The sequence below is a fragment of the Parasphingopyxis algicola genome (assembly GCF_013378075.1).
In the GTDB taxonomy this organism is placed as follows: domain Bacteria; phylum Pseudomonadota; class Alphaproteobacteria; order Sphingomonadales; family Sphingomonadaceae; genus Parasphingopyxis; species Parasphingopyxis algicola.
This window is the reverse complement of sequence record NZ_CP051131.1, coordinates 988,747-1,007,260: the sequence shown is the minus strand read 5'-3', so window position 1 is coordinate 1,007,260 and position 18,514 is coordinate 988,747. Positions and strand designations below refer to the sequence as shown.

21 protein-coding genes are annotated in these 18,514 nt (G+C 65.4%); 7 read left to right on the top strand and 14 right to left on the bottom strand.

Translation table 11 applies throughout. The features are described 5' to 3' along the window. The first annotated feature begins 18 nt into the window (after positions 1–18). Together HFP57_RS05020 and HFP57_RS05015 are read left to right on the top strand one after the other, a co-directional pair. Positions 19–585 carry an rRNA large subunit pseudouridine synthase E gene (locus HFP57_RS05020; protein WP_176868763.1) on the top strand — a complete coding sequence of 189 codons (567 nt, stop codon included), beginning with the start codon at positions 19–21 and terminating at the stop codon, positions 583–585. Continuing rightward, complete coding sequence (locus HFP57_RS05015; RefSeq protein WP_246263385.1) at positions 546–1,757, top strand: BaiN/RdsA family NAD(P)/FAD-dependent oxidoreductase; 1,212 nt, start codon at positions 546–548, stop codon at positions 1,755–1,757. The genes HFP57_RS05020 and HFP57_RS05015 overlap by 40 nt, the downstream gene beginning before the upstream one ends. An 18-nt stretch (positions 1,758–1,775) precedes the next feature. Here HFP57_RS05015 and HFP57_RS05010 read toward each other — a convergent pair whose 3' ends face one another. After that, positions 1,776–2,939, bottom strand: coding sequence for a cupin domain-containing protein (locus tag HFP57_RS05010; RefSeq protein WP_176868762.1), 1,164 nt, complete (start codon positions 2,937–2,939; stop codon positions 1,776–1,778). A 91-nt stretch (positions 2,940–3,030) separates the two neighbouring features. On the opposite strand from HFP57_RS05010, the gene HFP57_RS05005 reads away from it, so the two are divergent. Then, positions 3,031–3,357, top strand: a complete 327-nt coding sequence (locus HFP57_RS05005; protein ID WP_246263378.1) for a chorismate mutase — start codon at positions 3,031–3,033, stop codon at positions 3,355–3,357. 188 nt (positions 3,358–3,545) lie between these two features. On the opposite strand, the gene HFP57_RS05000 is transcribed toward HFP57_RS05005, so the two are convergent. Both HFP57_RS05000 and HFP57_RS04995 read right to left on the bottom strand, forming a co-directional pair. Further along, positions 3,546–4,127, bottom strand: coding sequence for a dihydrofolate reductase family protein (locus tag HFP57_RS05000; RefSeq protein WP_176868761.1), 582 nt, complete (start codon positions 4,125–4,127; stop codon positions 3,546–3,548). A gap of 30 nt (positions 4,128–4,157) precedes the next feature. Next, positions 4,158–4,475, bottom strand: coding sequence for a YciI family protein (locus tag HFP57_RS04995; RefSeq protein WP_176868760.1), 318 nt, complete (start codon positions 4,473–4,475; stop codon positions 4,158–4,160). Positions 4,476–4,788: 313 nt separating this feature from the next. On the opposite strand from HFP57_RS04995, the gene HFP57_RS04990 reads away from it, so the two are divergent. Then, the gene (locus HFP57_RS04990; protein ID WP_176868759.1) at positions 4,789–5,397 is read left to right on the top strand and encodes a TetR/AcrR family transcriptional regulator; all 609 of its coding nucleotides are present in this window, start codon (positions 4,789–4,791) and stop codon (positions 5,395–5,397) included. 157 nt (positions 5,398–5,554) lie between these two features. Here the strand turns inward: HFP57_RS04990 and HFP57_RS04985 are convergent, their stop codons facing one another. The 6 genes from HFP57_RS04985 to murI form a co-directional block, all read right to left on the bottom strand. Beyond that, positions 5,555–6,274: an RNA methyltransferase gene (locus HFP57_RS04985; RefSeq protein WP_176868758.1), complete on the bottom strand. Its 720-nt coding sequence runs from the start codon at positions 6,272–6,274 to the stop codon at positions 5,555–5,557. Positions 6,275–6,333: 59 nt separating this feature from the next. Then, on the bottom strand, positions 6,334–6,795 hold the full coding sequence (gene nrdR, locus HFP57_RS04980; protein ID WP_176868757.1) for a transcriptional regulator NrdR: 462 nt from the start codon (positions 6,793–6,795) through the stop codon (positions 6,334–6,336). Between the two features lie 112 nt (positions 6,796–6,907). Next, entirely contained in the window at positions 6,908–8,221 is a 1,314-nt protein-coding gene (glyA, locus tag HFP57_RS04975) for a serine hydroxymethyltransferase (RefSeq protein ID WP_176868756.1), read from the bottom strand. Between the two features lie 10 nt (positions 8,222–8,231). Continuing rightward, positions 8,232–8,690 carry a ribose 5-phosphate isomerase B gene (gene rpiB, locus HFP57_RS04970; RefSeq protein ID WP_246263376.1) on the bottom strand — a complete coding sequence of 153 codons (459 nt, stop codon included), beginning with the start codon at positions 8,688–8,690 and terminating at the stop codon, positions 8,232–8,234. Positions 8,691–8,797: 107 nt separating this feature from the next. Continuing rightward, positions 8,798–10,012 carry a 5-aminolevulinate synthase gene (gene hemA / locus HFP57_RS04965; RefSeq protein WP_176868754.1) on the bottom strand — a complete coding sequence of 405 codons (1,215 nt, stop codon included), beginning with the start codon at positions 10,010–10,012 and terminating at the stop codon, positions 8,798–8,800. An 80-nt stretch (positions 10,013–10,092) separates the two neighbouring features. Continuing rightward, positions 10,093–10,890 (bottom strand): glutamate racemase, encoded by a 798-nt coding sequence (murI, locus tag HFP57_RS04960; RefSeq protein WP_176868753.1) that lies wholly within the window; start codon positions 10,888–10,890, stop codon positions 10,093–10,095. 110 nt (positions 10,891–11,000) lie between these two features. Here murI and plsY point away from each other — a divergent pair, with 110 nt between their 5' ends. From plsY to topA, 3 genes are all read left to right on the top strand, one after another. Continuing rightward, positions 11,001–11,624 (top strand): glycerol-3-phosphate 1-O-acyltransferase PlsY, encoded by a 624-nt coding sequence (plsY, locus tag HFP57_RS04955; RefSeq protein WP_176868752.1) that lies wholly within the window; start codon positions 11,001–11,003, stop codon positions 11,622–11,624. Continuing rightward, the gene (dprA, locus tag HFP57_RS04950) at positions 11,617–12,711 is read left to right on the top strand and encodes a DNA-processing protein DprA (protein WP_246263374.1); all 1,095 of its coding nucleotides are present in this window, start codon (positions 11,617–11,619) and stop codon (positions 12,709–12,711) included. Before plsY ends, dprA begins: the two co-directional genes overlap by 8 nt. Before the next feature lie 71 nt (positions 12,712–12,782). Continuing rightward, positions 12,783–15,323, top strand: a complete 2,541-nt coding sequence (topA, locus tag HFP57_RS04945) for a type I DNA topoisomerase (protein WP_176868751.1) — start codon at positions 12,783–12,785, stop codon at positions 15,321–15,323. Positions 15,324–15,327: 4 nt separating this feature from the next. On the opposite strand, the gene HFP57_RS04940 is transcribed toward topA, so the two are convergent. Genes HFP57_RS04940 through coaBC form a run of 5 tightly spaced genes read right to left on the bottom strand, consistent with a single transcriptional unit; the run spans position 15,328 to position 18,495 of the window. Next, on the bottom strand, positions 15,328–15,735 hold the full coding sequence (locus tag HFP57_RS04940) for an MAPEG family protein (protein ID WP_176868750.1): 408 nt from the start codon (positions 15,733–15,735) through the stop codon (positions 15,328–15,330). Positions 15,736–15,748: 13 nt separating this feature from the next. Continuing rightward, on the bottom strand, positions 15,749–16,111 hold the full coding sequence (locus HFP57_RS04935) for a peroxiredoxin (RefSeq protein ID WP_176868749.1): 363 nt from the start codon (positions 16,109–16,111) through the stop codon (positions 15,749–15,751). Then, the gene (locus HFP57_RS04930) at positions 16,099–16,851 is read right to left on the bottom strand and encodes a HesA/MoeB/ThiF family protein (protein ID WP_176868748.1); all 753 of its coding nucleotides are present in this window, start codon (positions 16,849–16,851) and stop codon (positions 16,099–16,101) included. Before HFP57_RS04930 ends, HFP57_RS04935 begins: the two co-directional genes overlap by 13 nt. Next, positions 16,848–17,297 carry a dUTP diphosphatase gene (gene dut, locus HFP57_RS04925; protein WP_176868747.1) on the bottom strand — a complete coding sequence of 150 codons (450 nt, stop codon included), beginning with the start codon at positions 17,295–17,297 and terminating at the stop codon, positions 16,848–16,850. The genes HFP57_RS04930 and dut overlap by 4 nt, the downstream gene beginning before the upstream one ends. After that, positions 17,284–18,495 (bottom strand): bifunctional phosphopantothenoylcysteine decarboxylase/phosphopantothenate--cysteine ligase CoaBC, encoded by a 1,212-nt coding sequence (gene coaBC, locus HFP57_RS04920; protein WP_176868746.1) that lies wholly within the window; start codon positions 18,493–18,495, stop codon positions 17,284–17,286. The genes dut and coaBC overlap by 14 nt, the downstream gene beginning before the upstream one ends. Between the last annotated feature and the right edge of the window lie 19 nt (positions 18,496–18,514).

The window sequence follows — 18,514 nt, the reverse complement described above, 5'->3', positions numbered from 1 at the left end:
TGGTGCAGGGGGACGCGCATGGCGCGGCTGATCCTGTTCAACAAACCCTTTGGTGTGCTCTCGCAATTCACCGATAGCGGGTCGCCGACGGCGCGCCCGACGCTGTCGGCCTTTATCGACGTGCCGGGCGTCTATCCGGCCGGACGGCTGGACCGGGATAGCGAGGGGCTGTTGCTGCTGACCGATGACGGCCGGCTCCAGGCGCGGATCGCCGATCCGAAGTTCAAGATGGCGAAAACCTATCTTGTGCAGGTGGAGGGCGAACCCGATGACGCAGCGCTGGACCGGTTGCGGCGCGGCGTGGAACTGAAGGACGGCCCGACCCGCCCGGCCGGGGCGGAACGCATTGCCGATCCCGATCTGTGGCCCCGCGATCCGCCGATCCGGGTGCGCAAGTCGATTCCAGACAGCTGGCTCAAGCTCACGATCCGCGAGGGCCGCAACCGCCAGATACGGCGGATGACGGCGGCGGTCGGCTTTCCGACCCTGCGGCTCGTGCGCTGGAGCATCGGCGAGTGGACGGTCGACGGCTTAGCGCCCGGAGAATGGCGGGAGGCGACGGCCGCGACGGGCGCGCGGCGATGAACGCCGGCTATGATGCGATCATCCTCGGCGCGGGCGCGGCCGGGCTGTTCTGCGCGGCGCTCGCGGGCCAGCGGGGGCGGCGGGTATTGCTGATCGAGCGGGCGAATGCGCCGGGCAAGAAGATCCTGATCTCGGGGGGCGGGCGCTGCAACTTCACCAATATCCATACCGCGCCCGACCGCTATCTCTCGGCCAATCCGCATTTCGCCAAGTCCGCGCTCAGCCGATACGGCGCGGAGGATTTCATCGCGCTCGTCGAACGCCATGGCATCGCCTGGCACGAAAAGACGCTCGGCCAGCTATTTTGCGACGGGTCCGCGCGGCAGATCGTCGATATGCTGCTCGACGAAGGAGCCAAGGGCGGCGTCGAATTGGCGCTCGGCAGGGAGATCGCCGATGTCGCGCATGCGGACGGCCGGTTCCGGGTGACGCATGGCGACCGCACGGACGAGGCGCCCGCGCTGGTGATCGCCACGGGCGGGCCTTCGATTCCCAAGATGGGCGCGACCGGCTTCGCCTATGATCTGGCCCGCCGGTTCGGGTTGAAGGTCGTCGAACCGCGCCCCGCGCTCGTCCCGCTGACATTGGGCGGCGGGGATGTGCTGTTCCGCGAACTCTCGGGCGTCGCCGCCGATATCGTCGCGCGCTGCGGCAAGACCGAATTTCGCGAGGCGGCGCTGTTCACCCATCGGGGTCTGTCCGGCCCGGCCATCCTGCAGATATCCTCCTATTGGCGGCATGGCGACGAGGTCGGGATCGACTTTCTGCCGGAGCGGGACAGCGGCTGGCTGCCCGGCGCCAAGCGCGCTCATCCGCGTGGCACGGTGCGGGCCGTGCTGCGCGATGCGCTCCCCGACCGGCTCGCCACGACGCTGGCCGAACGGCTGGCGCTGGACGGCGATCTCGGCAACCTGCCGGACAAGGCGCTGGACCGGGCCGAGAACCAGCTCGCCGACTGGCGCTTCCGGCCCAATGGCACCGAGGGTTTCGCCAAGGCCGAGGTCACGATCGGCGGGATCGCCACGGACGGGCTGTCGTCGAAGACCATGGAGGCGAAAACCGTGCCGGGCCTCTACGCCATCGGCGAGGCCGTCGATGTGACGGGCTGGCTCGGCGGCTATAATTTCCAATGGGCCTGGGCAAGCGGATGGGCGGCGGCGCAGGCGCTTTAACGATTTCGCGTTCAGCGATCAATCGTCGGTCTCGAACGTCACGCTGCCCCGATCGACCAGCGTCCTGATCAATTCCATCGCCGGCTCCGATTTTATCAGGCTCGGCTCCGTTGCAACGCTGTCTTCCGCACAAAGCCGTTCGACAAACGCGCCGCTTTCTTCGCTACATTCGAAACATTCCCCGTCGACGAACAGCAGCGCGCCTCCCGCATCCTTCTGCACGAACGAAAAGCGGCTCGCCGGGTTGCGGACGAGCGTCGCGCCTGCTTCCAACCGCCGGCGGATTTCCGCTGCGTCCATCGGCGCATCGGGCCGCCAGTCGATATCGGGATATTTGGGCGACGTGCTGAATTCGCCGAACCAGCGCGCGAAAGCGTTCCGGCCGCCCATTCTTTCCATGACCATGGCGTGCAGTTTCGCGATGGCTTCGGCTGAAATTTCGCCGGGATTGCCCTGAAGCCGGAGATCGGGATCCGTGTAGCGATCGTCTTCGGTCAGCTCCGCCAGCACATGGTCCGCCCAGTGCGCGATCAGTTGGGATCGCGACGGCGCCCGGAATCCGATCGAATAGGTCATGCAATCGTCGCCGACCGCGACGCCATTATGCGCGATGCCCGGGGGGATGTAGAGAATATCGCCCGGTTCCAGCACCCATTCCTCCGTCGCTTCGAACTGCGCGAGCAAACGCAGATCGTCATGCGGCAGCAGCGCGCTTTTGTCGTCGCACGTGGCGCCGATCTGCCAGCGCCGCTTCCCGAGCCCCTGGATCAGGAACACGTCATATTGGTCGAAATGCGGGCCGACACCGCCCCCGTTCGCGGCCAGGCTCGCCATGACATCGTCGATCCGCCAGTCGGGGATGAAGCGGAACGGCTCGATCAGCGCGGCGACCTCCGGCACATAATGGTCGACGGCCTGAACGAGCAGCGTCCATCGCTGCGGCGGCAGCTCGCCGAAGCGGTTTTCGCGGAAGGGGCCGTGCTCTGCCGCCCATCTGTCGCCGTCCGTGTCCGCCGCGTGCGCGACGAGCCGCGATTCCACCGCCTCCTCGCAAGCCAGGCCCGCAAGCTCGTCCGGGTCGAGCGGGTTCCGCCACGCGTTCCAGGGGTCGCGGATCAGCAGCGGCTTTTTCTGCCAATGATCGCGCAGGAATGTTTCGGGGTCGAAATCCGTGAAATGCATGGTCTCTCGCAAAAGCCTGGGAGCGGTCTAGGCCAATGCGCGTGCGGGCGCCATCTCGACATTCGCGGCGCGCGGGTTAGAGACGCTGGGCATGAGTACAGCAAAATCCGTCGAAGACACGGTCGATCCCGCGTCTTGCGAATCCATGACAGAGGTGCGCGAGGGCGTCGATGCGATCGACCGCGCGCTCGTCGCGCTGATGGCGCGGCGATTCGGCTATATGGAGGCGGCCGCGCGCATCAAGCCAAGCCGCGAAACGGTGCGCGACGAGCAGCGCAAGGCCGATGTGATCGCCAATGTGAAAGCGCATGCGGCGGAACTCGGCGTGCCCGTGCCGCTCGCCGCCGCGCTGTGGGAGATGCTCGTCGAAAGCTCGATTGCCTATGAATTCGTGCGGTACGACGAGATGCGGGGGTAGGGGGATTCTTTTTGTCAGAATTTCCCTCGCGGAAAATCGCCGCACCGGCCCTCTCCCCCTCCCGGCCTCCCATTGAGTGTACCCTGTTGGGAGGCCGGGAGGCCGGGAGGGGGAGAGGGCCGGTGCGGCGCCTGAGCGTTAGCGAAGGTCTGACAAAAAAGGCATCCGAGAAAACCCGGCAGACCAATTCATCCGCGGCGATAGATCCGCATGACGGCGCCGCCCGGCGTCGCCGCCGTTTTCGCGAGCGCCAGTTTTCGTCGCGGCGCTCCATCCTCGAACAGGCGTTTGCCGGCGCCCAGGACCACGGGAAACGTCCATAGCCGATACTCGTCGATCAGATCGTGTTCGAGCAGTGCCTGGATCAGTTGCCAGCTGCCATGCACCTGGATCAGCGCGCCGTCCTCCGATTTGAGGCGGGACACCGCCGCGCCGACATCGCCGGTCAGGGGCCGGGAATTCTGCCAGTCGAGACCGTCGGAGCGCGATGTGACGACATGTTTGACCGCATCGTTCAGCATTGCCGCCGGCCCCTCCTCGGGCGGCGCGGCCGACCAATGCGGGGCGAACAGGTCGTAGGTCTTGCGCCCGAGCAGCAGGTCATAGGGTTCGTGCATCGCTTCCACGGCGACCTGCGCCATGACCTCGTCCCAATGGTCCTGCGCCCAGCCGCCCTGCGCGAAGCCGCCGGAACCGTCCTCGTCCGGGCTGGACGGCGCCTGCATCACGCCGTCCAGCGTCAGGAAGGTGAGTATGGCCAGTTCACGCATGGCTTTTCCCGCTCGTCTTCGCCCGCCGCCCTACATCGGCAATTCCATGTCCGGGGCGACTTCGATCGTACCGCCAAGCGCGATATGCGGGCAGGCGCGCGCCATTTCGACCGCGGCGTCGATATCGTCGGCCTGGACGACGGTATAGCCGGCCAGCGGGCTCGGTCCGCCGCCATCGGCGACTCCGTCCGGACCCACGGTCTTGGAAGGGCCGACGGCGAGGCCGGGATCGACGGCCTGGTCGCCGAGCCCCGCCATCCAGGCTTTCCATTCCTCCATATGCTTGGGGCCGTCCGCGGGCGGGCTGAAGTCGGGACCGGTATGATAGGCAAATACGAATTTCGGCATGATCTTTATCTCCTGTGTCGAGAGGTAAATTCGGTATCGGCAAACGGCAGAGCGGAAATCCTCATCGTGTTCGGTCCCTTGCAACACGCCTTCGTCATTGCGAGCGCCGAAGGCGCGCGGCAATCCAGAGCTGCATGCGCATCGCCCGCTGCTCTGGATTGCCGCGTCAGCCCGAACCTGGGTTCGGGCCTCCTCGCAATGACGGAAAACGCCGTTCGGGCGCCCTCCGTTTCGCAAAGGGATAAACGCCATCTAAATATGTTAAAGAACATATTTAGAGCGATGCTATCGCGGCGTCCGGAGGAGGAGCATCATGCCCTATAGTCCCGAACACAAGCGCGAAACGCGGGCGAGGATCGTCGAGGCGGCGCGCATCCTGTTCAACCGTTACGGCTTCGAGGATGTGACGATCGACATGGTGATGCGCGATGCCGGGCTGACGCGCGGCGGCTTTTACAATCATTTCGACAGCAAGGAGGCGCTGTACGCCGCTTCGGTGTCGAGCTTCCTGATGGGGCGGGGCGCCGAATGGCGCGCGGATGCCGGAGTCGATCCGGCGCGGCCGGGGCCGGACATGGCGCGGCAGATGATCGACGGTTATCTCTCGGCCGAACATCTGGGCGATCTCGACGGTCAATGCCCGATGATCGCGCTGCCGTCCGATATCGCCCGGGCCAATCCGCAGGTGCGCGCCGCCTATCAGCAGCTCCTCACGGCGATGGTGGGCCTGTTCGAGAACGGTATGTCGGAAAAGGCCGGACCGAAACGCGAGGCCGCGCTGTCGCTGGCGGCTTTGTGCGTGGGCGGCATGGTGCTGGCGCGGACCCTGCCCGATTCGGGTCTTGCCGAGGAAGTACGGCTGGCGGCGTACCGGACGGCGATGGAGATTGCCGGGCGGCGGATCGCGGCGGCCGGAGCGTGATCGTCCTTGGTTGCACTACTATCGTCATTGCGAGGAGCCCCGAACTTGTTTCGGGGCGAGGAAGCAATCCAGAGCCGCCAGCGATGGCGTCTGCGGCTCTGGATTGCCGCGGGCCTTTGGCCCTCGCAATGACGATTCAATCTGAACCGATAACGCTCTAGCGCTTCTTCTCGAGTGCGGAGATGATCCCGCGCAGCGCCTGGATATCGGGCGCGCTCCAGCCCGGCTTGGTCAGCATCGTCCTGAGGTTGCGCTTCGTCGTCGGCGTACGGTCGGGCGGGAAGAAATAGCCGGTCGGTTCGAGGGCCGATTCGAGATGCGCGATCAGGGCGTCGAGTTCGGCCTGGGGCGCGGGCGGCAGCGGTTCCTTCTCGGTCGGGATGGCGAGACCGGCGCCCTTCGACCATTCATAGGCCATCAGAATGACCGCCTGGGCGAGGTTGAGCGAGCTGAAATCGGGGTTCACCGGAACGGTCACGATCGTGCCCGCGAGCGCGACATCGTCCGCATCGAGACCGGAACGTTCCGGGCCGAAAAGGATCGCCGATGGTGCCGGAAGTTGGCGGATGTTGGCGGCGGTTTCGGCCGGATTCAGCACCGGCTTGCTCGAACCCCGCTTCCGGACCGTGGTTGCGTAGACATGCGAACAGTCGGCCACCGCCTGCGCGACACTTTCGCAAACTTTCGCATTTTCGAGCACGCTGTCGGCGCCCGAGGCGGCCGGAAACGCGTCCGGATTGGGCCAGCCATCGCGCGGGGCGACGATGGCCATGTCGGTCAGCCCGAAATTGAGCATCGCCCGCGCCGCCTTGCCGATATTCTCGCCGAGCTGCGGGCGGACAAGGACGATCCTGGGCGGCGGGGCGTTTGAACGCATCTCGGCTTCGCTCGATGCTGTCCCTCGACTTCGCTCAGGATGGCCGGGTGTAGGCACTGTCACTCCTCGAACAGGTCCTTCACCGTGCCGGCAAACTCCTCGAAATCCTTGGCTTCGCGGAAATCCTTGTAGACGCTGGCGAAGCGGATATAGGCGACGCTGTCGAGCTGCTGCAGCCCTTCCATCACCATCTCGCCGATCCGTTTCGACTCGATCTCGGTCTCGCCGCTGGTCTCGAGCTGACGCTGGATTCCGGAGACGAGCTGGTCGATCTGTTCCTGCTCGACGCCCCGCTTGCGGCAGGCGAGCGATACGGAAAGGTGGAGCTTGTCGCGGTCGAACGGCTCGCGGCGATCCTTGCTCTTGATGACCGTCAGCTCGCGCAGCTGGATCCGCTCGAACGTCGTGAACCGCGCCGCGCAGCTCTCGCATTGCCGCCGCCGCCGGATCGTCGCCCCGTCTTCGGTGGGCCGGCTGTCCTTTACCTGGCTGCTATCATGGGCGCAGAAGGGACAGCGCATTATGGTCTCCTAAGAGTGCGATACCGGCCCGCTCCCCCTCCCGGCCTCCCAATGAGTTTGTCCTGTGGGAGGCCGGGAGGGGGAGCGGGCCGGTGCCGTCGCATTCAATGCACTAAAGCTCGGGATAGATCGGAAAACGGTCGCACAGCGTTTCGACGCGCTGGCGGACTTCGGCTTCCACCGCCGGATCGCCATCCTCTCCCTTCTCGCGTAGTGCTTCGAGCACGTCCGCGACCATATCGCCGATCTCTCGGAATTCCGCGGGACCGAAGCCGCGCGTCGTGCCCGCCGGGGAGCCAACGCGGATGCCGCTGGTCTTGGCCGGGGGCAGGGGATCGAAGGGGACGCCATTCTTGTTACAGGTGATGCCGGCGCGCTCAAGCGCCTCGTCGGCATCGCGGCCGGTCACCCCGAGCGGGCGGAGATCGATCAGCGCGAGATGCGTATCGGTGCCGCCGGAGACCACATCGGCGCCGCGCTCCTTGAGCCGGCTGGCGAGGACCTTCGCATTCTCGACGACTGCAGCCGCATAGCCCTTGAACTCGGGGCGCAGCGCCTCGCCGAACGCCACGGCCTTGGCCGCGATCACATGCATCAGCGGCCCGCCCTGGAGGCCTGGAAAGACGGCCGAGTTGATCTTCTTGGCGATGGCTTCGTCGTCGGTGAGCACCATGCCGCCGCGCGGTCCGCGCAGCGTCTTGTGCGTCGTCGTCGTGACGACATGCGCATGGCCGAACGGCGTCGGGTGAACCCCGGCGGCGACCAGCCCGGCGAAATGCGCCATGTCGACCATCAGATAGGCGCCGACCATGTCCGCAATCTCGCGGAAGCGCGCAAAATCGATGATCCGCGGATAGGCCGACCCGCCCGCGATGATGAGCTTGGGCTGATGTTCCTTGGCGAGCGCCTCGACCTCGTCGTAATCGATCAGATGATCGTCTTCGCGCACGCCATACTGGATCGCGTTGAACCATTTGCCCGACTGGGCCGGTTTCGCGCCGTGCGTCAAATGCCCGCCCGCGTCGAGCGACATGCCGAGGATCGTGTCGCCAGGCTTGGTCAGCGCCAGCATCACCGCGCCATTGGCCTGCGCCCCGGAATGCGGCTGGACGTTCGCAAAACCGCAGCCGAACAGTTCTTTCGCCCGCTCGATCGCCAGCGTTTCGACGGAATCGGAGGGCGCGCAGCCCTGATAGTAGCGGCGGCCCGGATAGCCTTCGGCATATTTGTTGGTCAGCACCGATCCCTGCGCTTCGAGCACGGCTTTCGAAACGATATTCTCCGATGCGATCAGCTCGATCTGCTTCTGCTGGCGGGTGAGCTCGGCCTTGAGCGCCTTCCCGACATCGGGATCGGTGGCTTCCACGCGGTCGGAAAAGAAACCGTTCGGCTGGACATCGTTGAGGTTGGCGGGATTGGTGCTCATGGAAATTCCTTTAGGCGGGTTCCCTCGCGGGGGCAGGATTGGCGAGTTTGTCGACGCGGCGTTGATGGCGGTCGCCGCCGAATTCGGTGGAGAGGAAGGCGTCGAGACAATCCTTGGCGGTTTCGACGCCGATCAGCCGCGCGCCCATGGCGATGACGTTCGCATCGTTATGTTCGCGCGACAGCCGGGCGGAGAGATTGTCCGACACCAATGCGCAGCGGCAGGCCGGATTGCGGTTGACGGCGATCGAGATGCCGATCCCCGATCCGCACAGCGCGACGCCGAACTGCTCGTCGCCCGCCGCGATCGCCTCGGCCAGCGCATAGCCATAATCGGGATAGTCGACCGACTGGCTGGAATGCGGGCCCAGATCGGTCACGTCATGGCCCTGCTCCTCGAGCCAGGCGACGAGCGTCGCCTTCAGCTCGATGGCGGCATGGTCGGATGCAATGGCGATGCTGTGCGGCATGGGAGCCTCCATGGGCGGTGCGAATGCCCATTTAGTCGCGATGGCCCGCTTTCGCCACCACCCATTGTGGTTTTTTCCACATTTGCCTGGGCCACACGGCCAGCGCGTCAGGCTGCGAGCCGCAGCTCCATCCGGTCCCAAATCTCGACCAACGCTTCGGCCAGCTCGCGCATCATCTCTTCGCTATGCGTCGGGCCGGGCGTGAAGCGCAGGCGTTCGGTGCCGCGCGGGACGGTGGGGTAGTTGATCGGCTGGACGTAGACGCCGTACTCGGCGAGCAGGATATCGCTGATCCGCTTGGCCTTGACCGGGTCGCCGACCATCAGCGGCACGATATGGGTCGTCGTGTCCATGACCGGGAGCCCGGATTCGGCGAACATCGTCTTGAGCTTCGCCGCAGACGCCTGTTGCGCCTCGCGCTCCTCGCTCGATTCCTTGAGATGACGGACGCTGGCGAGCGCACCGGCGACGAGGACCGGCGAGAGGCTGGTCGTGAAGATGAAGCCCGGCGCATAGCTGCGGATCACGTCGACGATCATCTTGTCGGCCGCGATATAGCCGCCCATCACGCCGATCGCCTTGGCGAGCGTGCCCTCGATGATCGTCACCCGGTCGGCGACTCCGTCGCGATCGGTGATGCCGCCGCCGCGCGGCCCGTACATGCCGACCGCATGGACCTCGTCGCAATAAGTGAGCGCGTTATACTTGTCGGCCAGATCGCAAATCTCAGCGATCGGCGCGACATCGCCATCCATCGAATAGACGCTTTCGAAAGCGATCAGCTTGGGCGTTTCGGGATCCTCGGCCGCGAGCAATTCTTCGAGGTGGCCGAGATCGTTGTGCCGCCAGACATGCTTTTCGCAGCCCGCATTGCGGATGCCCGCGATCATCGAGGCGTGATTGAGCTCGTCCGAATAGACGACGCATCCGGGAAGCAACTTGCCCAGCGTCGTCAGCGTCGCCTCATTCGAGATATAGCCGGACGTGAAGAGCAGCGCCCCTTCCTTGCCATGCAGATCGGCCAGTTCGGCCTCGAGATCGATATGATAATGGGTGTTGCCGCCGATATTGCGCGTGCCGCCCGAACCCGCGCCGACATCGTGCAGCGCCTCTTCCATCGCCTCGATTACCTTGGGGTGCTGGCCCATCGAGAGATAGTCGTTCGAGCACCAGACCGTAATCGGTTTCGGCCCGTTATGCCCCGCAAAACAGCGGGCGTTGGGGAAGGCGCCCTTGTTGCGCAGGATATCGATGAACACCCGATAGCGGCCCTCTTCGTGGAGCCGCTCAATGGCTTTCGAAAATACGCGCTGATAGTCCAAGAATCTTCCCCGGCGTTAGGATTGCAGGTCATGTAATGGCTGGAATCGGCCATTTCCAGCGCGAACGACTCGCAATAAGCCTAAAGTGTCTCAAAATTTTCAAAGCCGTATTGCGCGAGGCCGGGACGCAGGGGTTCCGGATCGCTGCCGTCCGAAACGAAGATTGCGGTGCCGGGGCGCGGTTCTTCCGGCCAGGGCTGGCCTTCGGTCAGATGGGCCACGCGGCGCGCGATGCCGTCACCGCCATGGACAAAGGCGACCGGGTGCGGCGAGGCTGCAGCCAGTTCCGCCTCGACGAGTGGGAAATGCGTGCAGGACAGCACGATCGTATCGATCTTGTCGCCCCCGGGTTGGCCGAACAGTCCGTCCAGCACTCGGGCATAGGCGTTCGGATCGGTCGGCCGGCTGCGCATCTTCTGCTCGGCCAACGCGACGAGCTCATGGCTGCCATGGCGGATCACGGTGCAGTCGCTCGCGAATTCGCGCGACAGATTGTCGACATAGGGCTGGCGGACTGTGGCGGCGGTTCCCAGCACGCCGATTACCCGGGATTTCGAGATCGCCGCCGCGGGCTTGATCGCCGGCACCGTGCCGACGATGGGTATGGCGAGCGCCGCACGCACCGGGTCCAGCGCGATGACCGAAGCCGTATTGCAGGCGATGACCGCGAGGCGCGCATCGACATGTTCGGCGAGCCGTCCGAGGAGCGCGGGCACGCGGGCGGCGAGTTCGGCCTCCGACTTCTGGCCATAGGGGAATCCCGCCTGGTCTAGCGCATAGACGATCGGCGCCCGGGGCAGCAATTTCCGGATCGGGCCCAGTATCGAGAGCCCGCCGACACCGGTGTCGAGCAGCAGCAGGGGTTGGTCGGCGCGCATGGCGTCCTGCCATATTGCCAAGCGGGGCGGGCCGCAATGGACGGAAATCGCCGCGACGATTGCAGCATCGGACTGGTGCGCTATGACCGATCCGTACTGGCACGGGAGGCATGACCATTATCGACGATCCGCTCTGGCTGGCCCCGGCACTGGCCCTGATCCTCGGCTATCTGTTCGGTTCCGTACCGTTCGGTCTGCTGCTGACGCGTGCCATGGGTGCAGGAGATCTGCGCGCGATCGGCTCGGGCAATATCGGTGCGACGAATGTGCTGCGGACCGGGCGCAAGGGCCTGGCCGCCGCGACACTGCTGCTGGACGTTGCCAAGGGGTTTCTCGCCGTCACCCTGGCGCGGCTCCTCGGCGATGATCCGGACGCGCTGATGCGGCTCGCGGCGATCGGCGCTTTCGTGGGGCATTGCTATCCGGTCTGGCTCAAATTCCGCGGCGGCAAAGGCGTTGCGACGCTGCTCGGCATCGCACTGGCCTTCGGCTGGATCTACCTTCTGGTGTTTGCGGTCGCCTGGCTCGGGATGGTCGCGCTGTTTCGCTATTCGTCGGTCGGCGGAATAAGCGCCGCGCTCGCCCTGCCGGCGGCGGCCTATTGGCAGGGCGATGCGCTGTTGATGTTCCTCTTCGCCGGGCTTGCCCTGCTCGTTCTCTGGAAGCATCGCAGCAATATCGGCCGGCTGATCCGTCGCGAGGAACCCAGGGTTGGCGGTTCGGGCCGTGGCTGAGACCCGATATGCGGCCAAGCTCCGGCTGGCCCGGTCGCAGAATATCGGTCCCGTCACCTATGCCCAGCTGATGGCGCGCTTCGGCACGGCGGAAGCCGCGCTCGATGCGATACCCGACCTGGCCCGGCGTGGTGGCGGCCGCGCGCCAAAGCTCGCCGATCCGCGTGCCATCGAAGCGGAAATGGCCGAAGTGGAGCGATTGGGCGGGCGCTACATCTTTCTGCACGAACGCCCCTATCCGGCCGCGCTTGCCCAGATCCAGACGGCGCCGCCGGTATTGATCGTCAGGGGCGATCTTGCGCTGCTCGACAGGCCGCTGATTGCGATGGTGGGTGCCCGGAACGCGTCGGCGGCCGCCCGCCGCTTTGCGCGCGAACTGGCGTTCAAGCTGGGCGCCGAGGGTTATGTGGTGGTGTCGGGTCTGGCGCGCGGCATCGATACCGCTGCGCATAGCGGAGCGCTGGACAGCGGGACGATCGCGGTGATCGCCGGCGGTATCGACGTCTTCTATCCGCCGGAGAATGAGGATTTGCAGCTCGATATCGCCGAGCGCGGCGTGCTGGTGGCGGAACAGCCGCCCGGCAGCGAGCCCAAGGCCCGGCATTTTCCCTATCGCAACCGGATCATCGCCGGATTGGGCATGGGCACCATCGTCGTCGAGGCCGCGCCCCGGTCGGGATCGCTGATCACCGCGCGGCAGGCCAACGAGTTCGGGCGCGAAGTCATGGCCGTTCCGGGATCGCCGCTCGATCCGCGCGCCCAGGGCTGCAACCAGCTGATCCGCGACGGCGCGACGCTGATCCAGACTGTCGACGACGTGCTCGCCACGCTGCAGCCCTTCGATGTTCCCGGCATCAAGGAGCCGGACAGCATGTACCGGCCGGAACCGGCATCGCCGGATGTTGAAGCGAGCCAGCGAAAGACGATCACGGAGCTTCTCGGGCCGGTGCCGGTTCCGGTCGACGAACTGATCCGTGAATCCGCCGTCGCGCCCGCTGCCGTCCAGACCATCCTGCTCGAACTCGAGCTGGCGGGGCGCCTCGAGCGGCATGCCGGCGGAAAGGTCAGTCTTTCCGATCCGTCTTGACGAACCGGATTTGCATCCCATCCTCGTACGCGTATGAGAGCCCGGCCTGATCTGAGAGAAACGTCCGCCCTATGAAACTTGTTGTTGTCGAGTCGCCGGCCAAGGCGAAAACCATCGAAAAATATCTTGGCGGCGATTATCGCGTCCTCGCATCCTACGGCCATGTCCGGGACCTGCCGCCCAAGGACGGGTCGGTCGATCCCGACAACGGCTTTGCCATGAAGTGGCAGGCCTATGGGGACAAGACCAAGCAGTTGAAGGCGATCACCGACGCGGCCAAGGACGCCGAGGAACTGATCCTCGCGACCGACCCCGATCGCGAGGGCGAGGCGATCAGCTGGCATGTCCAGGAGGTTCTGGAGAAGCGCAAGGCGCTGCCGGCCAAGGTCGAGCGGGTGGCGTTCAATGCGATCACCAAGGATGCGGTGCTCGAGGCGATCGCCCATCCGCGCGGTCTCGATGACGACTTGGTCGACGCCTATCGGGCCCGGCGCGCGCTCGATTATCTGGTCGGGTTCACGCTCTCCCCGGTTCTGTGGCGCAAGCTGCCCGGGGCGAAATCGGCCGGCCGCGTCCAGTCGGTCGCGCTTAAGCTCGTGGTGGAACGCGAACGCGAAATCGAGGCGTTCGTTCCGCAGGAATATTGGTCGATCGCCGCCCAGATGGAACAGGACGGAACGGAATTCACCGCCCGGCTGGTCCGTTGGAAGGGCGACAAGATCGAGCGGCTGACGATCGGCAGCGAAGGCGATGCGATGGCGGCCAAGGCCGATGTCGAGGCCGGGCTGTTCAAGATCGTCTCGGTCGAGACGAAACCGCTTACCCGCAATCCCCCGCCGCCCTTCACGACCTCGACGATGCAGCAGGAAGCCGCGCGCAAGCTCGGTTTCGCGGCAAGCCACACGATGCGGATCGCGCAGCAGCTCTACGAAGACGGCGCGATCACCTATATGCGGACCGACGGCGTGCAGATGGATGGCTCGGCGATTTCCGCGGCGCGCGGTGCGATCGCGAACCGCTATGACGCGAGCTACGTCCCGGACAAGCCGCGCGTCTACAAGAGCAAGGCGAAGAATGCGCAGGAAGCGCATGAGGCGATCCGCCCGACCGATTTCTCGCGGGACAAGGCCGGCGGCGGCGATCACGCCCGCCTCTACGAACTGGTCTTCAAGCGGGCGCTGGCGAGCCAGATGGCATCGGCCCGGCTCGAGCGTACGACGGTCGAGATGGAAGAGGGCACCGGCCAGACCGCGCTGCGCGCCACCGGCCAGGTCGTCAAATTCCCGGGCTTCATGGCGCTCTATACCGAGGGCCGCGACGATGACGGCGACGAGGATTCGAAACTCCTGCCCGTGATGAACAAGGGCGACGCGCCGGCGAAAAAGGGCGTCGCGGCCGAGCAGCATTCCACCCAGCCGCCGCCGCGCTATTCCGAAGCGAGCCTCGTCAAGAAGATGGAGGAGCTCGGCATCGGCCGTCCGTCCACCTATGCCTCGATTCTCAAGACGCTCAAGGACCGCGAATATGTGCGGGTCGAGAAGAACCGCTTCTTCCCGGAGGAAAGCGGGCGGCTCGTCACGTCGTTCCTCCAGCGTTTCTTCGAACGCTATGTGAGCTACGATTTCACGGCGGGGCTCGAGGAAGAGCTGGACGATATCTCGGGCGGTCGTGCGCAATGGCAGGAAATCCTCGCCGCCTTCTGGCAGGACTTCAAGCCGAAGACCGACGAGGTGATGGAGCAGAAGCCGTCGGACATCACCGCCGAACTCGACAAGTTTCTCGAACCTTTGCTCTTCCCCGAACAGGAAGACGGCTCCGATCCGCGCCTCTGCCCGCGCTGCAACGAAGGGCGGCTGGCGCTGCGCGGCGGGCGCTATGGCGCCTTCATCGCCTGTTCCAACTATCCCGAGTGCAAATATACGCGCCAGTTCGGTCAGCGCGGCGGCGAGAGCGAAGATCATGGCGAAGACGAGGTTCTCGGCAAAGATCCCGAGACCGATGAGGATATCGAATTCAAGACGGGCCGCTTCGGCCCCTATGTCCAGCGCGGCGAGGGCAAGGAAGCGAAGCGTGCGTCGATCCCCAAGGATGTGGCCCGCGCCGATGTCGATCTCGAGATGGCGCTCAAGCTGCTGTCATTGCCGCGGATAGTCGGCGAGCATCCGGAAACGGGCAAGGAGATCGAGGCGGCGATCGGGCGGTACGGGCCCTATCTTCGCCATGACGGCAAATATGCGAAGTTGGAGACCACGGCGGAAGTTTTCGAGATCGGCATGAACGCGGCGGTCGTGAAGATCGCCGAAGCCAAGACCAAGGGCGGACGAGGGCGCGGGGCACGCGAGCCGCTCAAGGTTCTCGGCAAGCATCCGCGTACCGAGGAAGAGATCAAGCTGATGGACGGGCGCTACGGCCCCTATGTCACCGACGGCACGACCAATGCGACGATTCCCAAGACCGTCGACAAGGACGAGCTGACGCTGGAGGAAGCGGCACAGCTGATCGACGAACGCGCGGCGAAGGGCCCGGCGAAGAAGAAGCGCAAGGCGCCCGCCAAAAAGAAAAAGGCGCCGGCGAAAAAGAAGCCCGCGGCCAAGAAGAAGGCGGATTCCTGAGCGGCTAGCCGAGATGTCCCGATAGCAGCCAGAGCGTCCAGCCGATCAGCACCGCCATCACGATCCAGGTCAGGATGACGCCCAGCGCGCGGGTAAGCGGCGGGCCGCCGTCGGGCTTGGGATTATAGAGCCCGTGGACGTGCAGCAGGCGGGCGACGATGAACACGCCCGACGCGATCATCAGGCCCATATGGTCGGCGCGGCTCAGTTCGAGCAGTGCGACGAGGATGATGACGATCGGCGCATGTTCGGCGAGATTGCCGTGCGACCGGCAGGCGCTGGTCAGTCGCTGATCGTCCCCGAACCCGTGCGCGGTGCTCGTCCGGAAGCGCTGGCGCACCGTATCGATCGCGAGCAGCAGCAGGAGCGTGCCCATCGCAACGGCGAGGGCGGCGGTAACGGGTAAGGTCATGGCGTTTCTCCCCCTAAAGAGTGATGAGCCGATCATCCCCGAGGCTCGTCATCAGCCCGACCAGACCGCCGGCTTCCACGTCCGGTCCCAGCTGGCCGATCTCCAATTCTGCCAGTGCCATGCCGCCCTGACAAGCGATCAGCCGGACGCCGAGGTGGGTAGATTCCGCGCGGATTTCGGCGAGTGTCGGGAGACCGCCGGCATTGCGGTCGGCGTCGCGGGGTGCGGGCGAGCGCTCGGCGAGCAAGGCAACCGATCGGCCTTCGAGGAAAATGCGGGTGCTTGCGCCGGTGGCGGCATGCGCGGCTGCGATCGACAGGGCGGAGTACAATCGCTCGGAATCGTCGCTCGCCAGGATGATGGTCAGGCCGCGCATATCGGGCATCCCGGATCCTTCGGAAGCGTCAGCGTTCGCGCGCGCAGGCTCAGCGCGTCGAACAGCAGCAGCTTGCCGGCCGTGTCTTCGCCGAAGCCGGTGATCTGGCGGATCGTTTCCATCGCCGCCATGCTGCCCATGATGCCGGCCAGCGCACCGAGCACGCCCTGGTCCGCGCAGCTGATATCGGGCCGGTCGGGATCGGCACCGACGAAACAACGGTAACAGGGTTTATCCGGTTCCCAACCGCGAAAAGTCCCGAGCTGCCCCTCGAACTGGCCGATCGCGGCCGAAACAAGGGGGATGTGCCGGCCACAGGCTGTGTCGGCAACGAGCAGCCGGGTTTCGAAATTGTCGGAGCCGTCGACGATGACGTCCGCGGCGTCGAGAAAGCTCTCGATATTCTCGGTGGTCAGCCGCTGATCGAGCGTTTCCACCACGATGTCGGGATTAAGTCGTGCAACGGCCTTGGCCGCGCGCGCCACTTTGTCGGCTCCGATATCGTCCGTCCCGAACAGCGTCTGCCGCTGGAGATTGGACAGCGCCACGGAATCGTCGTCGATGATCCGCAACCGGCCGACGCCGGCCGCGGCGAGATACTGGATCAGCGGCGAACCGATCCCGCCCGCGCCGACGATCGCGACGGTCGCGCTGAGGAGCTTCTTCTGCCCTTCGCCGCCAATCTCCTTGAGGACGATATGGCGGGCGTAGCGCTCAAGCTGCTCGTCGGTGAGCGTCATCGGCCGGTGGAGCCGAACCCGCCTGATCCTCTTTCGGTATCGTCGAGTGTGTCGACTTCGGTCAGCACCGCGCGCTGGACGGGAGCGGGCACGAGCTGGGCGATGCGCTCGCCGCGCAGCGCGGAAAAGGGTTCGTTGCCCAGATTGGCGAGGATGATCTTCACTTCGCCGCGATAATCGCTGTCGATCGTGCCGGGCGTATTGAGGCAGGTCACGCCCTGTTTGAGGGCCAGTCCCGAACGCGGGCGCACCTGCACTTCAAAGCCCTCGGGGATCGCGATCGCGAAGCCGCTGGGCACCGCCATCCGCGCGCCGGGTTCGAGCGTGAAATCCTCGGCCGCCACGACATCCATGCCCGCAGCGCCGTCGCTGGCATAGGCGGGCATGGGAAGGCCCTCGCCATGCTCCAGCCGTTTCAGCTGGATGGCGATATCAGGCAAGCGCATCGGCAATCCTTTCGGCGAGTTTGCGGGCGACGTCGCGCTTCGGCATCTGCGCCCAGCTTTCGACGCCGTCGGCGGTGATCACATGGACGCTGTTTTCGCTGCCGCCCATGACGCTCTGTCCTTTTGGCCCCGACACATCGTTGGCGACGATCCAGTCGCATCCTTTGCGATCGAGCTTGGCCTTGGCATAGCCGACCACCTTGTCGGTTTCGGCGGCGAAGCCGATCAGCAAGCCGGGCCGCTTGTCGCTGCGGCTCAGCCCGGCGAGAATGTCGGGATTCTCGATCAGGTCGAGTTGCGGCGTCCCGCCGGCTTCGCCCTTCTTGATCTTGCGCGGCGATGATTCCGCGCGCCAGTCGGCGACGGCGGCCACCAGTATCGCGACATCGGCGGGTAGCGCCTCGTCGACCGCAGCCTCCATTTCCAGCGCAGTCTCTATATCGACCCGTTTCACGCCGCGCGGCGTTTCGAGCGATACCGGGCCGGAGACGAGGGTGACGTCCGCGCCGAGCCGGGCCAGCGCGCCGGCGATCGCATAGCCCTGCTGCCCGGATGAACGGTTGGCGATGTAGCGAACGGGGTCGATCGGCTCATGGGTCGGTCCGGCGGTAACGACGGCATGTTTGCCGGCCAGAGGCCGCGCCTGGGCCGCGCCGTTGCTGTCCAGCAAATGCTCGATTTCTCCGAAAACCGCTTCGGGCTCGGGCAGCCGTCCTTCGCCATATTCGCCGCAGGCCATCGGGCCTTCGTCGGGATGCAGCACGATCACGCCGTCTTCCCGCAGCCGCTCGACATTGCGCCGGGTGGCTGCATGTTCCCACATGCGCACGTTCATCGCCGGGACCGCCATCACCGGCGTGTCCGTAGCGAGCAAAAGCGTCGTCGCCAGATCGTCGGCGATACCCGCCGCCATCTTGGCCATCAGATCGGCCGTAGCCGGACAGACGACGATGAGATCGGCTTCGCGCGAAAGCTGGATATGCCCCATTTCGGCTTCGTTCTTCAGGTCCCAAAGACTCGTATAGACCTGTTCCTCGGACAGCGCGGCCAGCGTCATCGGCGTGACGAACTGCGCGCCGCCATCGGTGAGCACGCAGCTCACCGCGCCGCCCGCCTTGCGGATCAGCCGGATCAGCTCGCAGGATTTATAGGCGGCGATGCCGCCGCCGATCACGAGCAGGATGCGTTTGCCGTTCATGCCGGACGATGTGCGCATT

What these genes read in the sequence shown, in the direction of transcription:
- HFP57_RS05020 (WP_176868763.1), top strand. Translation starts at nt 19, where the DNA reads ATGGCGCGGCTGATCCTGTTCAACAAACCCTTTGGTGTGCTCTCGCAA.
- HFP57_RS05015 (WP_246263385.1), top strand. Translation starts at nt 546, where the DNA reads ATGGCGGGAGGCGACGGCCGCGACGGGCGCGCGGCGATGAACGCCGGC.
- HFP57_RS05010 (WP_176868762.1), bottom strand. Translation starts at nt 2,939, where the DNA reads ATGCATTTCACGGATTTCGACCCCGAAACATTCCTGCGCGATCATTGG.
- HFP57_RS05005 (WP_246263378.1), top strand. Translation starts at nt 3,031, where the DNA reads ATGAGTACAGCAAAATCCGTCGAAGACACGGTCGATCCCGCGTCTTGC.
- HFP57_RS05000 (WP_176868761.1), bottom strand. Translation starts at nt 4,127, where the DNA reads ATGCGTGAACTGGCCATACTCACCTTCCTGACGCTGGACGGCGTGATG.
- HFP57_RS04995 (WP_176868760.1), bottom strand. Translation starts at nt 4,475, where the DNA reads ATGCCGAAATTCGTATTTGCCTATCATACCGGTCCCGACTTCAGCCCG.
- HFP57_RS04990 (WP_176868759.1), top strand. Translation starts at nt 4,789, where the DNA reads ATGCCCTATAGTCCCGAACACAAGCGCGAAACGCGGGCGAGGATCGTC.
- HFP57_RS04985 (WP_176868758.1), bottom strand. Translation starts at nt 6,274, where the DNA reads ATGCGTTCAAACGCCCCGCCGCCCAGGATCGTCCTTGTCCGCCCGCAG.
- nrdR (WP_176868757.1), bottom strand. Translation starts at nt 6,795, where the DNA reads ATGCGCTGTCCCTTCTGCGCCCATGATAGCAGCCAGGTAAAGGACAGC.
- glyA (WP_176868756.1), bottom strand. Translation starts at nt 8,221, where the DNA reads ATGAGCACCAATCCCGCCAACCTCAACGATGTCCAGCCGAACGGTTTC.
- rpiB (WP_246263376.1), bottom strand. Translation starts at nt 8,690, where the DNA reads ATGCCGCACAGCATCGCCATTGCATCCGACCATGCCGCCATCGAGCTG.
- murI (WP_176868753.1), bottom strand. Translation starts at nt 10,890, where the DNA reads ATGCGCGCCGACCAACCCCTGCTGCTGCTCGACACCGGTGTCGGCGGG.
- plsY (WP_176868752.1), top strand. Translation starts at nt 11,001, where the DNA reads ATGACCATTATCGACGATCCGCTCTGGCTGGCCCCGGCACTGGCCCTG.
- topA (WP_176868751.1), top strand. Translation starts at nt 12,783, where the DNA reads ATGAAACTTGTTGTTGTCGAGTCGCCGGCCAAGGCGAAAACCATCGAA.
- HFP57_RS04940 (WP_176868750.1), bottom strand. Translation starts at nt 15,735, where the DNA reads ATGACCTTACCCGTTACCGCCGCCCTCGCCGTTGCGATGGGCACGCTC.
- HFP57_RS04935 (WP_176868749.1), bottom strand. Translation starts at nt 16,111, where the DNA reads ATGCGCGGCCTGACCATCATCCTGGCGAGCGACGATTCCGAGCGATTG.
- HFP57_RS04930 (WP_176868748.1), bottom strand. Translation starts at nt 16,851, where the DNA reads ATGACGCTCACCGACGAGCAGCTTGAGCGCTACGCCCGCCATATCGTC.
- dut (WP_176868747.1), bottom strand. Translation starts at nt 17,297, where the DNA reads ATGCGCTTGCCTGATATCGCCATCCAGCTGAAACGGCTGGAGCATGGC.
- coaBC (WP_176868746.1), bottom strand. Translation starts at nt 18,495, where the DNA reads ATGAACGGCAAACGCATCCTGCTCGTGATCGGCGGCGGCATCGCCGCC.